The 14,210-nt window shown below is 73.2% G+C and carries 15 protein-coding genes; 11 read left to right on the forward strand and 4 right to left on the reverse strand.

Translation table 11 applies throughout. The features are described 5' to 3' along the window. Nucleotides 1-5 precede the first annotated feature (5 nt). The 4 genes from ACVWNX_RS30840 to ACVWNX_RS30855 all read left to right on the forward strand — a co-directional run bounded on the left by ACVWNX_RS30840 (nt 6) and on the right by ACVWNX_RS30855 (nt 3,260). Nucleotides 6-755 (forward strand): SDR family NAD(P)-dependent oxidoreductase, encoded by a 750-nt coding sequence (locus ACVWNX_RS30840; RefSeq protein WP_454415004.1) that lies wholly within the window; start codon nt 6-8, stop codon nt 753-755. Next, nucleotides 752-1,822 (forward strand): threonine aldolase family protein, encoded by a 1,071-nt coding sequence (locus ACVWNX_RS30845; RefSeq protein WP_454411473.1) that lies wholly within the window; start codon nt 752-754, stop codon nt 1,820-1,822. The genes ACVWNX_RS30840 and ACVWNX_RS30845 overlap by 4 nt, the downstream gene beginning before the upstream one ends. Before the next feature lie 101 nt (nt 1,823-1,923). Then, nucleotides 1,924-2,520 (forward strand): transglutaminase-like domain-containing protein, encoded by a 597-nt coding sequence (locus ACVWNX_RS30850; RefSeq protein ID WP_454411474.1) that lies wholly within the window; start codon nt 1,924-1,926, stop codon nt 2,518-2,520. Nucleotides 2,521-2,561: 41 nt separating this feature from the next. Beyond that, the gene (locus ACVWNX_RS30855) at nt 2,562-3,260 is read left to right on the forward strand and encodes a B3/B4 domain-containing protein (protein WP_454411475.1); all 699 of its coding nucleotides are present in this window, start codon (nt 2,562-2,564) and stop codon (nt 3,258-3,260) included. A 103-nt stretch (nt 3,261-3,363) separates the two neighbouring features. Here ACVWNX_RS30855 and ACVWNX_RS30860 read toward each other — a convergent pair whose 3' ends face one another. Then, the gene (locus ACVWNX_RS30860) at nt 3,364-4,092 is read right to left on the reverse strand and encodes a lysophospholipid acyltransferase family protein (protein ID WP_454411476.1); all 729 of its coding nucleotides are present in this window, start codon (nt 4,090-4,092) and stop codon (nt 3,364-3,366) included. Nucleotides 4,093-4,471: 379 nt separating this feature from the next. On the opposite strand from ACVWNX_RS30860, the gene ACVWNX_RS30865 reads away from it, so the two are divergent. The 3 genes from ACVWNX_RS30865 to ACVWNX_RS30875 all read left to right on the forward strand — a co-directional run bounded on the left by ACVWNX_RS30865 (nt 4,472) and on the right by ACVWNX_RS30875 (nt 7,102). After that, nucleotides 4,472-4,819 (forward strand): TlpA family protein disulfide reductase, encoded by a 348-nt coding sequence (locus tag ACVWNX_RS30865; RefSeq protein WP_454411477.1) that lies wholly within the window; start codon nt 4,472-4,474, stop codon nt 4,817-4,819. 353 nt (nt 4,820-5,172) lie between these two features. Continuing rightward, on the forward strand, nt 5,173-5,958 hold the full coding sequence (locus tag ACVWNX_RS30870) for an electron transfer flavoprotein subunit beta/FixA family protein (RefSeq protein WP_454411478.1): 786 nt from the start codon (nt 5,173-5,175) through the stop codon (nt 5,956-5,958). A 121-nt stretch (nt 5,959-6,079) separates the two neighbouring features. Beyond that, the gene (locus ACVWNX_RS30875) at nt 6,080-7,102 is read left to right on the forward strand and encodes an electron transfer flavoprotein subunit alpha/FixB family protein (RefSeq protein ID WP_454411479.1); all 1,023 of its coding nucleotides are present in this window, start codon (nt 6,080-6,082) and stop codon (nt 7,100-7,102) included. A 201-nt stretch (nt 7,103-7,303) separates the two neighbouring features. Here the strand turns inward: ACVWNX_RS30875 and ACVWNX_RS30880 are convergent, their stop codons facing one another. Beyond that, nucleotides 7,304-7,597, reverse strand: a complete 294-nt coding sequence (locus ACVWNX_RS30880) for a hypothetical protein (protein WP_454411480.1) — start codon at nt 7,595-7,597, stop codon at nt 7,304-7,306. A 148-nt stretch (nt 7,598-7,745) separates the two neighbouring features. Here ACVWNX_RS30880 and ACVWNX_RS30885 point away from each other — a divergent pair, with 148 nt between their 5' ends. Together ACVWNX_RS30885 and ACVWNX_RS30890 are read left to right on the forward strand one after the other, a co-directional pair. Continuing rightward, nucleotides 7,746-7,901, forward strand: coding sequence for a hypothetical protein (locus ACVWNX_RS30885; protein WP_454411481.1), 156 nt, complete (start codon nt 7,746-7,748; stop codon nt 7,899-7,901). A gap of 101 nt (nt 7,902-8,002) precedes the next feature. After that, nucleotides 8,003-8,905, forward strand: a complete 903-nt coding sequence (locus tag ACVWNX_RS30890) for a WD40 repeat domain-containing protein (RefSeq protein WP_454411482.1) — start codon at nt 8,003-8,005, stop codon at nt 8,903-8,905. Between the two features lie 174 nt (nt 8,906-9,079). On the opposite strand, the gene ACVWNX_RS30895 is transcribed toward ACVWNX_RS30890, so the two are convergent. After that, complete coding sequence (locus ACVWNX_RS30895; protein ID WP_454411483.1) at nt 9,080-10,138, reverse strand: LacI family DNA-binding transcriptional regulator; 1,059 nt, start codon at nt 10,136-10,138, stop codon at nt 9,080-9,082. A 223-nt stretch (nt 10,139-10,361) separates the two neighbouring features. Between ACVWNX_RS30895 and ACVWNX_RS30900 the strand changes: the two genes are divergently transcribed. Next, nucleotides 10,362-11,315: an ROK family protein gene (locus tag ACVWNX_RS30900; RefSeq protein WP_454411484.1), complete on the forward strand. Its 954-nt coding sequence runs from the start codon at nt 10,362-10,364 to the stop codon at nt 11,313-11,315. A 167-nt stretch (nt 11,316-11,482) separates the two neighbouring features. Continuing rightward, nucleotides 11,483-12,517, forward strand: coding sequence for an NUDIX hydrolase (locus tag ACVWNX_RS30905; protein WP_454411485.1), 1,035 nt, complete (start codon nt 11,483-11,485; stop codon nt 12,515-12,517). A gap of 189 nt (nt 12,518-12,706) precedes the next feature. Here ACVWNX_RS30905 and ACVWNX_RS30910 read toward each other — a convergent pair whose 3' ends face one another. Next, complete coding sequence (locus tag ACVWNX_RS30910; protein WP_454411486.1) at nt 12,707-14,062, reverse strand: dipeptidase; 1,356 nt, start codon at nt 14,060-14,062, stop codon at nt 12,707-12,709. Between the last annotated feature and the right edge of the window lie 148 nt (nt 14,063-14,210).

Consider the following 14,210-nt stretch of genomic DNA (forward strand, 5'->3'; position numbering starts at 1 on the left):
GCACGATGAACGGCAAGGACGCGCTGGACGGTGCGGTGATCGCGGTCGCCGGAGCCGCCGGACCGGCGGGCCGGGCCACCCTGCTGCGGCTCGCCGAGGCGGGCGCCACGGTGGTCGGCGCCGACGCGGACGTGGCGCGACTGGCCGAGGCCGTCGACGCGGCCCGTTACGCGCACGGCGGCTCCACCGTCACCGGCGAGACCGTCGACCTCCTCGACCAGCGGGCCACCCACGCGTGGGCCGACCGGATCGAACGGGAGTACGGCCGGGTCGACGGTCTGGTGCACCTCGTCGGCGGCTGGCGGGGCAGCCCCTCGTTCCCCGAGACCGACCTGGCCGACTGGGACCTGCTGGAGAAGCTCCTCATCCGCACCGTCCAGCACACCTCGCTGGCCTTCGAGGGGCCGCTGCGCCGCAGCGACCGGGGACGCTTCCTGCTCGTCAGCGCGGCGGGCGCCAGCAGGCCCACCGCCGGGAACGCCGCCTACGCCGCCGCCAAGGCCGCGGCCGAGGCGTGGACCCTCGCCCTCGGCGACGACTTCCGCAAGGCGGGGGGCGACGAGGGCCCGGCCGCGGCGGCTGCGATCCTGGTCGTCAAGGCGCTGGTGCACGACGCGATGCGCGCCGAACGCCCCAGCGCGAAGTTCGCGGGCTTCACCGACGTCAAGGACCTGGCCGAACAGATCGCCGGAACCTGGGAGCGGCCCGCCAGTGAAGTGAACGGAACCCGTCTGTGGCTCACCGAGCAGCCGTGAACCCTCCCCGGACCGACGCCAAGCGCCACCACGACCCGGAGGTCCGGGGCTTCGCCAGCGACAACTACGCGGGTGCCCACCCGGAGATCCTCGCGGCGCTCGCCCTCGCCAACGGCGGCCACCAGGTCGCCTACGGCGAGGACGACTACACCGCGCACCTCCAGAGCGTCATCCGAGGGCACTTCGGCGCCACCGCCGAGGCGTTCCCCGTCTTCAACGGCACCGGCGCCAACGTCGTGGCGCTCCAGGCGGTCACCGACCGCTGGGGCGCCGTGATCTGCGCCGAGAGCGCGCACATCAACGTGGACGAGGGCGGGGCCCCGGAGCGGGTCGGCGGCATCAAGCTGCTCACCGTCCCCACCCCGGACGGCAAGCTCACCCCGGAGCTGATCGACCGGCAGGCGTGGGGCTTCGAGGACGAGCACCGCGCGATGCCGCAGGCGGTGTCCATCACCCAGAACACCGAGCTGGGCACCCTCTACACGCCCGACGAGATCCGGGCGATCTGCGACCACGCCCACGGCCTGGGCATGGTGGTCCACCTCGACGGCGCCCGGATAGCCAACGCCGCCGCCGCCCTGGACGTGCCGATGCGCACGTTCACCAACGCGGTGGGCGTCGACCTGCTCTCCCTGGGCGGCACCAAGAACGGCGCGCTGTTCGGCGAGGCCGTGGTGGTGCTCAACCCCGACGCGGTGCGCCGGATGAAGCACCTGCGCAAGCTGTCGATGCAGCTCGCGTCGAAGATGCGCTTCGTGTCGGTGCAACTGGAAGCCCTGTTGGTCAAGGACCTGTGGCTGCGCAACGCCCGCCACGCCAACGAGATGGCCCGGCGGCTGGCCGAGGGCGTCCGCTCCGTGCCCGGCGTGGAGATCCTCCACCCCGTGCAGGCCAACGCGGTGTTCGCCCGGCTCCCGCACGAGGTGAGCGAGCGCCTCCAGCGCCGCTACCGCTTCTACTTCTGGGACGAGGCCGCCGGGGACGTCCGGTGGATGTGCTCCTTCGACACCCGTGAGGAGGACGTCGACGGGTTCCTCGCGGCGCTCAAGGAGGAGATGGCGCACTAGTCGGCGCGCCGTTCTTCGCGGGACGTCCGACGGGCGCCGCCCGCCGGAACCGCCTCCGTAATGCATTGAATCTCGACGAGTCGCATACCTATGCTGAAGGTATGCGACTCGTTCAAGATGTGCCGGAGCTGTCCGCCTATCTCGCCGCCGACGAAGCCCTTGACCACCACCACCCCCGGGTCCGGGAGGTGGCGTCCGGGCTGGGACTGGACACCCGCACCCCGCATGACTATGCACGGGCTGCCTTCGAGTACGTACGCGACCGGATACCGCACTCCATCGACGCGGGTGACCCCCGCGTCACCTGGCGCGCCTCGGACGTGCTGACCCTGGAGACGGGGATCTGCTACGCCAAGTCGCACGCCCTGGCCGCCCTGCTGCGGGCCGCGGGCGTCCCGGCCGGCCTCTGCTACCAGCGGCTCGCCGACGACGACGGCGGTACGGTCGTCCACGGACTCGTCGCCCTGAGACTGCCGGGGCGGTCCGACTGGGCGCGCCTGGACGCCCGGGGCAACACCGGGGGCATCGACGCCCGGTTCTCCGTGGAGCGGGAGCGGCTCGCCTTCCCGGTCCGCCCCGAGTCCAGCGAGGTGGACTATCCGGTCTTGTATGCTGCACCGCACCCAGTGGTGCTGCGCGCACTGAAGGAGGCACCGGACCGCCCGACGCTGGAACGGACCCTGCCCGCTTCGCTGTGAGCCGCGCCGCCCGTACCCGACCACGGCAGGCAAGGCAGACGATGACCATCCAGCTCACCGTGTCCGACGAGGTCAGGGCCCTCGTGCCCGGCTTCACCCATGTCGCCGTCGAGGCCCGGGGGCTCGTCAACACCGCCAGCACCGAGGCGACCTCGGCCCTGCTGGACGAGGCGGCCCGACGGCTCTCGGCGCGGCTCGGCGGCCGCGCCCCGCACGAGGACCCGCACATGGCCGCCTGGCGCGCCGCGTACACGGCCTTCGGCGCCAAGCCCTCCCGGACCCGCAACTCGGCCGAGGCGCTCGCCAAGCGCGCCCTCTCGGGTGCGGGACTGCCCCGCGTCAACGCGCTGGTCGACGTCTACAACGCGATCAGCGTCGCCCATCTCATCCCGGTCGGCGGCGAGGACGCCGACCGCGTCCGGGGCGGGATGCGGCTGGTCAGGGCCCGGGGCGACGAGGAGTTCCCGACCGCCGCCGCCGGTGAGCCCGTGGTGGAGCGCCCCGAGCCGGGCGAGGTCGTCTGGTGCGACGACGAGGGGGTCACCTGCCGCCGCTGGAACTGGCGCCAGGGCGTGCGCACCCGGCTCACCGAGGAGTCCGGCGCGGCGCTGTTCCTGCTGGAGGTCCTGGAGCCCACGGGCGCGGCCGGGGCCGAGGCGGCGGGCGCCGAACTGGCCGAACTGATCCAGAAGGTCAGCCCCGGAGCGGTGGTCACCCTCCGCCCGTCGGTCACCGGCTGAACGGCGAAGGGGCGGGCGGCCCGTGATCCGGCCCGCCCGCCCCTTCGTTCCGTTCCGCTTCCGGCCCGTTCCCGTCCCGGCCGTGGTCCCGGTCCGGAGCCGGTCAGCTGGCCTCCGCGGCCTTCACCGCCTCCGGGGTGGGAGCGGTGCCACCCAGGTGCGCGGGCATCCACCAGGTGTCGTCCGTGCCCTTGGGGTGGACGGGGTAGGCGCGCTGGGCCGCTTCGAGGAGTTCCTGCACCCGGTCGCGCACCCGGCGGGTGATCGCCCCCGCGTACTGGCCGGCGGGGGCCTCCAGCGGCTCGCCCACCCGCATGGTGATCGGGATGTGCTGGCGCCGGAAGTTGCGCGGGTGCCCCTTGGTCCACAGGCGCTGGGTCCCCCACACCGCCATCGGGACCAGCGGTACGCCCGCCTCCTGGGCGAGCCGGGCGGCACCCGACTTGAAGCTCTTCAGCGTGAACGACTGGGAGATCGTCGCCTCGGGGAACACCCCGATGATCTCACCGGACCGCAGCGACTCCAGGGCGTGCTGGTACGCCGTCTCGCCCTTGGCGCGGTCCACCGGGATGTGCTTCATCCCGCGCATCAGCGGACCCGACACCTTGTGCCGGAACACGGAGTCCTTCGCCATGAAGCGGACCAGTCGCTTCTGTGGCAGCGCGGCGACCCCGTTGAAGATGAAGTCCAGGTAGCTGATGTGGTTGCTGACGAGCACCGCCCCGCCGGTGCGCGGGATGTTCTCCGAGCCCTTGCAGTCGATCTTGAGGTCGAGCGCTTTGAACATCGTCAGGGCCAAGCCGATGACGGGGCGGTAGACAAGCTCTGCCATGGACGGGGAAGGCCCTTCTGTCTGCCAGGGGGAGGAGAGGTCCCGGCGGGAAGTTACGCAGCCGTAGGTTTTGCGGCCTCCGGCAGATCGTGCCCCAAGAACGAAGCGGGGGCCAGTCCTGGCACCCGCGCAGCGCGAGATTCTCGTCACGTTGCCGACATGTACCGTTCCCCGGGGTCACCCGGCCGTGATGGCGGGCCCCGCCCGGCCGTCTGGCGGGTCACGGCGCCCCATGGACGGCGGGGTGGGAATCCGGTGCGCTGAAGATACGTTTCCGCTGGTGGTGTACGTGTCCTGGAGGTGTCGCTCCGGGAGGTGCCGCCGCCATGGACGGGACGTGCGGGACGTTCCGCCGCCCCCTTCGCGACAGGAGAGCGACATGCGGAACGCGGACGCCGCCGACCGCCGGGACGGAGCCCTCGGCTCCCTCGGTCCGGCGGAACTGGGCGCCCCCTTGGGGGAGCGGGCGACGCTCGTCCAGTTCTCCACGGCCTTCTGTCAACCCTGCCGGGCCACCCGTCGGGTGCTCGACCGGGTGGCGGGCATGGTGCCCGGGGTCCGGCACGTCGAGATCGACGCGGAGGAGCGTCTGGAGCTGGTCCGTGGGCTCGGTGTCGAGCGGACGCCGACGGTCCTCGTCCTCGACGCGCGGGGCACAGTCGTCCGCCGGGCGAGCGGTCAGCCCCGCACGGCCGACGTCATCGCGGCCCTCGCCGCCGTGATCTGACCTTCCCGCCGCTCTGCCTCGCTCAGCCTCGCTCCGCCCCGCTCCGCTTCCTCGCTTCTCTCGCGTTCCTCGCCTTCCCCCGTTCTTCGTCCCTGTCCTCGTTCCGGCCTGCCTTCCTGCCTTCTTCCCGTCTTCCTTCTCGTCCTCTTCCGGTGTCCGCCCCGTCGTTCGCGTGGTGCCGGAACGTCGTCGCCCAGCTCACACTTCCCACCTCGCGGGCCCCCTCCCCGAGATGCCTACTCGTGAGTAATATCGGATCGGACGCGGCCCTGCCGCGCCCGGAAAAGGGCACTTCGGGCACCTATGCTGCCTGCGGGACCACCCGGAACTGACGACCTGTGAGGAGAGTCGCCGTGACGTTGAGGATCGTTGTGTGTGTGAAGTACGTGCCGGATGCGGCGGGTGAGCGGCGGTTTCTGGGGGATGGTCGGGTGGATCGTGAGGGGGTGGACGGGTTGTTGTCGGAGTTGGATGAGTATGCGGTGGAGCAGGGGTTGCGGTTGGGGGAGGCGTCGGGGGATGCGGAGGTGGTGGTGGTGACGGTGGGTCCGGAGGATGCGCGGGTGGCGGTGCGGAAGGCGTTGGCGATGGGGGTGGACCGTGGGGTGCATGTGGAGGATGAGGGGATCGGGGGTTCGGATGTGATGGGGACGTCGTTGGTGGTGGCGGAGGCGGTGCGGCGGGTGGGGTTCGATGTGGTGGTGTGCGGGATGGCGTCGACGGATGGGGTGATGGGGGTGTTGCCGGCGTTGCTGGCGGAGCGGTTGGGGGTGCCTCAGGTGTCGTTGTTGTCGGAGGTGTCGGTGTCGGGTGGGGTGGTGCGGGGGCGTCGGGACGGGGATGTGGCGTCGGAGGTGGTGGAGGCGGTGCTGCCGGCGGTGGTGTCGGTGACGGACCAGTCGGGTGAGGCGCGGTACCAGTCGTTCAAGGGGATCATGGCGGCGAAGAAGAAGCCGGTGGAGTCCTGGGGTCTGGCGGATCTGGGGCTGGACGCGTCGCTGGTGGGCGCTCAGGGCGCGTACACGGTGGTCGACGAGATCACGGAGCGTCCGGCACGGGTCGCGGGGACCGTCGTCACGGACGAGGGCGGGGGCGGGCTGGCGCTCGCGGAGTTCCTGGCGTCGCGGAAGTTCGTGTAGTTCCCGGGTTTCCCGGCTGTGCGGGGGCTTCTTTGCCCCTCTCTTCCTGATCTCGTCTCTTCGCTTCTCTTCGCTTTCCCTCTCTCGTTCCGTCTCGTTTCGTCTGTTTAAGGGGTGTGTCATGGCTGGTGTGGTGGTGTTCGTGGAGCATGTGGGTGGTGTGGTGCGGAAGCCGTCGTTGGAGTTGTTGACGGTGGCGCGGCGGTTGGGTGAGCCGGTGGCGGTGGTGGTGGGTGAGGGTGCCCGGGGTGCGGTGGGTGTGTTGGGTGCGCATGGGGCGGTGCGGGTGTTGGTGTCGGAGGATGTGGTGTTCGGGGAGTTGTTGGTGGTGCCGAAGGTGGATGCGTTGGTGGCGGCGGTGGGTGTGGTCGCCGGTGACGGTGACGGTGACGGTGCTGCTGGTGGTGGCGTTGACGGTGGTGGTGTGGTGGCGGTGTTGTTGTCGTCGTCGGGGGAGAATCGTGAGGTGGGGGCGCGGGTGGCGTTGCGGTGTGGTTCGGGTGTGATTGTGGACGCGGTGGATGTGGTGGGGGGTGTGGGGGGTCCGGTGGTGGTGCAGTCGGTGTTCGCGGCGGGGTTCTCGGTGCGGTCGAGGGTGTCGCGGGGGGTGCCGGTGATCGTGGTGAAGCCGAACGCGGCGCCGGTGGAGGAGGTCGCGGGCGGGGAGGCGGCTGTGGTGGTGGAGGAGTTGGGGGTGGTGTTCTCGGATGCGGGGTTGTCGGGTCGGGTGGTGTCGCGTGAGGGGCGGGTGGTGTCGGGCCGTCCGGAGCTGACGGAGGCGGCTGTGGTGGTGGCGGGTGGTCGTGGGGTGAACGGGGCGGAGAACTTCTCCGTGGTGGAGGGGTTGGCGGACGCGTTGGGTGGTGCGGTGGGCGCGTCGAGGGCGGCGGTGGACGCGGGGTGGTATCCGCATGCGGCGCAGGTGGGTCAGACGGGGAAGAGTGTGTCGCCGCAGTTGTATGTGGCGGTGGGGATCTCGGGGGCGATCCAGCATCGTGCGGGGATGCAGACGTCGAAGACGATCGTGGCGGTGAACAAGGACCCGGAGGCCCCGATCTTCGATCTGGTCGACTACGGGGTGGTCGGCGACCTGTTCACGGTCGTGCCCCAGCTCACCGACGAGGTCAACCACCGCAAAGCCTGACCACACCGGACCCGCCCAGGGGTTCGACCGAGAGAGCTGACGGCCCCGTGACCACCTCTACGGTCACGGGGCCTCGCGCCATCGCCTACGGTCATGCCGCCGCGCCGCTCGTTGCCGGACAGGCGCTCTCAGGGCGTCAGGTCACACCGGTAGGAGTGTGAGCCGCTCTCGCCGTCCGGCTCCGGTCCGGCCCCGAAGAGTTCAGTCGGGCGGTGTCCCACCGGGCAGTTCCCTGGTGAACTCCCACCACTGTTCGAGGGTCCAGACGGCGACGCTGGAGCGGTCGGTGGACATGCGCAGCCACACCTCCTCGCCGCCGGGCATGAGCGCCACCTCCAGGTGGGGGTGGTCCCACGTCCCCATCGGATACATCCACTCGATGCCGTCGGGCCAGGTCCGCATCGCCACCGTGCGCACGCTCAGCGCCGCCGCCAGGGCGGTCAGTGCCGCGCGCGGTATCCGCACCTCCGTCGGCTCACGCTCGACTCCCGCCACCGTGCCTCCTGTTCCGCGTGGGGACGCACCCTCTCGACGCGTGCCCAGCCTGCCAGACGGGACCGTGCGCGGGTACCGCCAGCGGCTGTTGCCGTACCGTCACCCACCCGTGGGTGATCCGTGGCGCGTCCTCCGTACGGTGGCGCGCATGAAGGACGACGACGGGAACGTGATCACCAAGCCCTGCGTGTACTGCGGGCGCCGGGTGGTCCAGCGCTGGCGGTGGTACCCCACGATGTACTGCGACTTCACCTGCAACCGGCGGGCGGCGAGGGAGTCCTTCTTCAAGAACCTCTTCCGCTAGTGCGGGGGCCGGTACGGCCCGCCGGGCCCCGTGGCCCGGGGGCGCGGTGGGAGGTCGTCTGGGCCACGGACGGCCGGGACGGTCCGCGTCCCGAAGGCGCCGTGGCCGCGCGCGACGGCCCGGTGGCCGCCATGGCGGTGGGGTCCCAGGACGGTCGGACCGTCGTCGTCTCCGGTGGTGAGGACGGGTCGGTACGGGTGTGGGACCCGGCCACCGGCCACCCCGTCGGTGAACCCCCGACGGGTCATCACGGTCCGGTGACCGGGGTGGCGTGGGCGTCGTTGGGCGGTCGCGCGGTCGTGGTCTCCGGTGGTGAGGACGGGGTGGTGTGGGTGTGGGACCTGGTCACCGGTCGGCCCGTCCGTATCCCCCTCGTCGACGGCGACGGCGTGCACTCCCTGGCCACGGCGGTGGTGGACGGACGCACCGTCGCCGTCACCGGCGGCTACGACAGGGTCCGGGTGTGGGACCTGGGCACCGCCCGGGAGATCGGCGCGTTCCCGAGGGAACACGCCTACACGGTGTGGGCGGTGGCGACCGCGGTGGTGGACGGGCGGCCCGTGGCCGTCAGCGGAGGAGTCGACTCCACCGGAGGGGTCCACGACCTCGGGGGCGATCGGTCCGCCGACGGTCGGCTCCGGGGGCACGCCCACTGGGTGAGGGCGGTGGCGACGGCTGAGGTGGACGGTCGCGCGGTCGCCGTCACCGGGGGACTGGACGCGACGGTCCGGGTGTGGGACCTGGGCACCCGCGCGCCGGTCGGGGAGCCCCTGACCGGTCACACCGGCGGGGTGGGTGCGGTGGCGACGGGACGGGTGGACGGCCGCGCGGTCGCCGTCACGGGCGGCCACGACCGCACGGTCCGGGTGTGGGACCTGGTCACCGGGCGCCGGTTCGGCGGCGAACCGGACTTCCCCGCCCGCCCGGGCGCGGTGGCCGTGATCCCGGACGGACGGCTGGTGGTGGCCTACGGCGGCGCGCTCGCCGTACTGGCGCTCCGCTGACCGTGCCTCACCCCGAAGGCCCCTGACCGGCCCTCACGGTGGCTGACGGCTCCTGGCCGGATCGCACCCCCTGACCAGTCCTCACCGCACCGCGGCTGACGGCCCCTTCGGATCGCGTCCCCACCCGGCCCTGACCGTGCCGCGCTCCCGGACGGCCCCTCGGCGGCCGGACCCTCACCACTGCCCCGGCTCGCCGGCCCGGCCCCAGGAGTCCGTGCCGAGGGGCGGCCGGGGCGTCCGGTCCGGTGCCGGGGGTATCTCGCCCGACCCCCGGGCCAGCAGCCGGGTCGGCAACTCGATCCGCTCGGGTTCCAGCGCGCCGCCCGGTCCCGCCAGCCGTTCGAACAGGCGCTCCGCCGCGGTCCGGCCGAGCCGTGCGACGTCCTGGGCCACCACGGTGAGGCCCGGTTGGAGGAGGTCCGCGAGTTCCAGGTCGTCGAACCCGACCAGCGCCACGGGCCGTCGTCGTTCCGCGAGCACCCGGACGACCGTCACCGTCACCCGGTTGTTCCCCGCGAACAGCGCCGTGACCGGTTCCGGACCGGACAGCATGCCCTCCACCGCCGTCCGCACCCGTTCCGGCGCCGTCGGACCGAGGGACATCCAGCCGTCCTCGACCGGGACCCCGGCGTCCGCCATCGCCGCGCGGTACCCGCGCAGCCGCTCCGCCGCCGTGTGGACGAAGGGCTGGTCACCGACGAAGCCGATCCGCCGGTGTCCGTGCGCGAGCAGATGCGCCACCCCGGTCCGCGCGCCGCCGTACCCGTCCGACAGCACGGTGTCCGCCGCTATCCGGCCACCCGGCCGGTCCAGGAACACCGTGGCCACGCCCGCCCTGATCTCCGGCTCCAGGTACCGGTGGTCGTTCCCGGTCGGGACCACCAGCAGACCGTCCACCCGGCGCGCGCACAGCGCGAGCGCCAACTCCCGCTCCCGCTCCGGGTCCTGGGCGCTGGACCCGTTGACGAGCAGCGCGCCGTGGGCGCGGGCGACCTCCTCGACGGCACGGCTCAGCGGACCGTAGAAGGGGTCCGCGAGATCCTCCACCACGAGACCGATGGTCGCGGTGCGCCCCTTGCGCAGCACCCGTGCGCTGTCGTTGCGGCGGAACCCCAGCGCGTCGACGGCCTCCTGGACCCGGCGCTCGGTGTCGGGAGTCACCCCGGTCTCACCGTTGACGACACGGGAGACCGTCTTGAGTCCGACTCCGGCCCGTGCGGCGACGTCCTTCATCGTCGGACGATTGCCGTAGCGGTTCTCGGCTCTCCGGGAGGCGTCTGCCACTGCGCGGTGTCCTGTCCTGTCGGCACGCGGGCGACGGGCGGCTCCGCGCGGGCGGGTGGCTGTCGAGCATAGAACCTGGACAACGTTGTCGTCCGGGTCGAGACTGACCCCGCCGCCCGGACGCTTCCTCCCGCCCGGACCGGACGGCCCTTCCCCCCAGGAGAACCCACCCGTGCCCACCGAACTCGTCGCCGCGCTGGACATCGGCGGAACCAAGATCGCGGCGGCTCTGGTCGACGACCGGGGCACCGTCAGGGCACGGGCCCGGCGCCCCACCCCACAGGAGGACGGGGACGGGCCGACCGTGCTGGGCGCGGTCGCGGAGGCGCTCGACGAGCTGACGGGATCCCCGCTGTGGCCGTCGGTACGGGCGGTCGGCATCGGCAGCGCCGGGCCGGTGGACGTCCCGGCGGGCACCGTGCGTCCCGTCAACATCCCCGGGCTGCGCGGCAGTCCCCTGGTCGAGCGGGTCGGCGCGCTGACCGGCGGGCTGCCCGTCACCCTGGTCGGCGACGGGGTGGCCGTCGCCGCCGCCGAGCACCGGTGGGGCGCCGCGCGCGGCCACGACGACGCGCTGTGCCTGGTGGTGTCCACCGGGGTCGGTGGTGGCCTGGTCCTCGGCGGACGGCCGCACCCCGGCCCCACCGGCAACGCGGGCCACATCGGGCACCTGTGCGTGGACATCGACGGGGAGCCCTGCCCCTGTGGCGCGCGCGGCTGCGTGGAGGGCCTGGCCAGCGGCCCGGCCATCGTCCGGCACGCCCTGGCGGGCGGCTGGCGGCCACCGCCGGGGGCGGCCCCCTGTGCGGCGGCGGTCGCGGCCGACGCCCGCGCGGACGACCCCGTCGCCCGGGCCGCGTTCGCACGGGCCGCGCGGGCGCTCGCCGCCGGGATCGCGGCGACCGCCGCCCTGGTGGAGATCGAGGTCGCGGTGGTCGGCGGCGGGGTCTCCCGGGCGGGCGAGGCGCTGTTCGCCCCGCTGCGCCGGTCGCTGCGCGAGTACGCGACCCTGTCGTTCGTCCGGGGGCTGACCGTGGTGCCCGCCCGGCTGGGGACGGACGCGGGTCTGGTCGGCGCGGCGGCCGCCGCGCTGGCCGCCGGGGGAACCGGGCGCACGGGCGGATAGTCCCCGTCCCGGGCCCGTCCGGGGCTGCCGCGGCCCCGCGTCCGCCGGTCATGAGCGGAAGCTGAGGTACCCGGCCCGACTGTGGGTACGGTCCCTTTCGGCGGGCCCTGGTTTCCGTGACAGGGTGTTGCGGGCAAGCCTCAGGGGCCGACAGAGGAGGGGGAACCGTGATCGTCTGGGTCAACGGGGCGTTCGGTGCGGGCAAGACGACCACCGCGCGGGAACTGATCGAGCTGATCCCGAACAGCACGCTCTTCGACCCCGAGGTGATCGGTGGCGCCCTGCCCCAACTACTGCCGCCCAAACACCTCGCCGAGGTCGGCGACTTCCAGGAACTGCCCATCTGGCGGCGCCTGGTGGTGGACGCGGCGGCGGCCCTGCTCGCCGAGGTCGGCGGGGTCCTCGTCGTCCCCATGACCCTGCTGCGCCAGGAGTACCGCGACGAGATCTTCGGAGGGCTCGCCTCCCGGCGGATTCCGGTCCGTCATGTGCTGCTCGCCCCGGCTGAAACGATCCTGCGGGACCGGATCGAGCACCGGGAGGTGCCGCCCGGCGCGACGGACGGCGAGACGCGGGTCCGGCAGTGGAGCCGTGACCACGTCGAGCCCTATCTGACGGCCCTCGGCACCTGGCTCGCCGCCGACGCCCATCTCGTGGACAACGGGCACCTGAGCCCCCGGGACACCGCCGTCCGGATCGCGGAGGCCGTCCGTACGGACGCCGCCCCCGTCCTCGACATCGTCCAGACCCCGCAGCCCACCGCCGAGACCGTCGCCGCCGGGGTGCTCCTCTTCGACGACCACGACCGCGTCCTGCTGGTCGATCCGACGTACAAGGCGGGCTGGGAGTTCCCCGGCGGAGTGGTGGAGCCCGGCGAGGCACCCGCCCGCGCGGGCCTGCGCGAGGTCGAGGAGGAGACCGGGCTGCGCCTCGGCACCGTGCCCCGGCTGCTCGTGGTCGACTGGGAACCGCCCGCCCCGCCCCGCTACGGGGGCCTGCGCCTGCTCTTCGACGGCGGTCGCCTCGACCCCGACGCGGGCCGGCTGCTCCTGCCCGGCTCCGAACTGCGCGGCTGTCGCTTCGTCACCGAGGAGGAGGCGCGGTCACTGCTGCCCCCCGAGCGGCTGGCCCGGCTGAGCTGGGCGCTGCGGGCCCGGGAGCGCGGAGCGGCGGTCTATCTGGAGGCGGGCGTTCCGGTCTAGCCCGCTGCGGTGGGGCGTCCGCGTCGCGGCCCGTCCGGGTCTGCCGCGGACGCCTGCCGTGGGAAGCCGGTCATGGGACGCCTGTCATGGTGAGGGCCGTCAAGGGGAAGCCCCGACCCCGCCGTCCGGCGGTCCGCGCGGCTTCCCCGGTACCGGTACGGGGACCCGTACCGGTACCGCCGGTCCGCGTCAGCTCTTGGCGTATCCGGTCAGGAACAGCGCCTCGGCGAGGGCCAGCCGCTCCAACTCCTCGGGGGACACGCTCTCGTTGGCCGCGTGGATGCGGGCCTCCGGCTCGCTCAGCCCGATCAGCAGGATCTCGGCCTCCGGGTACAGCGAGGCGAGCGTGTTGCACAGCGGGATCGAACCGCCCTGACCGGCGTACTGCATCCGCTCGCCGGGGTAGGCCGCGCCCATCGCCCCGGCCATGGCCGTGTACGCCGGGCTGGAGGTGTCCGCGCGGAACGGCTGGCCCTCGCCGGTCTGCTCCACCCGCACCCGCGCTCCCCACGGGGTGCGCGCCTCGATGTGCGCCACCAGCAGCCGGGTGGCCTCGGCCGCGTCCACGCCCGGCGGCACCCGCAGGCTCACCAGCGCCCCGGCGCGGGACTGCACCGACGGGGTCGCCCCCACCACCGGCGGGCAGTCGATGCCCAGCACCGTCACCGCGGGCCGCGCCCAGATCCGGTCCGCGACCGTGCCCGAACCGATCAGCTCCACCCCGTCCAGGACGTGGGCGTCCGCCCGGAAGGCGTCCTCCGGGTACGCGATCCCCTCCCAGGACCCGTCACCGGACAGCCCGTCCACGGTGGTCGAACCGTCGGGCGCGCGCAGCGAGTCCAGGACGCGGATCAGCGCGGCGAGCGCGTCGGGGGCCGCGCCGCCGAACTGGCCGGAGTGCAGATTGCCCTCCAGGGTCTCCATCTCGATCCGGACCATGGTCATACCGCGCAGGGTCGTCGTCACGGTCGGCACGCCCACCCGGAAGTTGCCCGCGTCGCCGATGACGACGCTGTCCGCGCGCAGCAGTTCCGGGTGGCTCTCGGCGTACCGTTCCAGGCCGCCGGTGCCCTGCTCCTCGGAGCCCTCGACGATGACCTTCACCCCGACCGGGACGCCCCCCTGGGCCTTCAGCGCCCGCAGCGCCACCAGGTGCATCACCAGTCCGCCCTTGCAGTCGGCGGCGCCCCGCCCGTACCAGCGGCCGTCCCGCTCGGTCAGCTCGAACGGCGGAGTCAGCCACGCCGACTCGTCCAACGGCGGCTGGACGTCGTAGTGGGCGTACAGCAGGACCGTCGGCGCGCCCTCGGGGCCGGGCAGATGGCCGTACACCGACTGGGTGCCGTCGGGGGTGTCGAGGACCGCCACGTCCTGGAAGCCCTCGGCGCGCAGCGCGTCCGCGATCCAGCCCGCGGCGGCCTCGCTCTCGCTCCTCGGGAACTGCGCGAAGTCCGCCACCGACCGGAAGGCCACCAGTTCGGCCAGTTCGGCGCGGGCCCCCGGCATGAGGGAGGCGACGGTGTCGGCGAGCGGATTCGACGTCATGGGGCACGCTCCTGGTGGGTGCGACGGCTGGAACCGGGTGAGGCGGGTGGTGCTAGGGGGACGTCCACGCGGTGCGCGTTGTGGCGTACGCGCGGGCGCCGATGATCCTCCCACAACGGAGGGTGCCGACGTCCGCCGTAGGATGCCT

The organism is Streptomyces sp. JNUCC 64 (assembly GCF_054484115.1).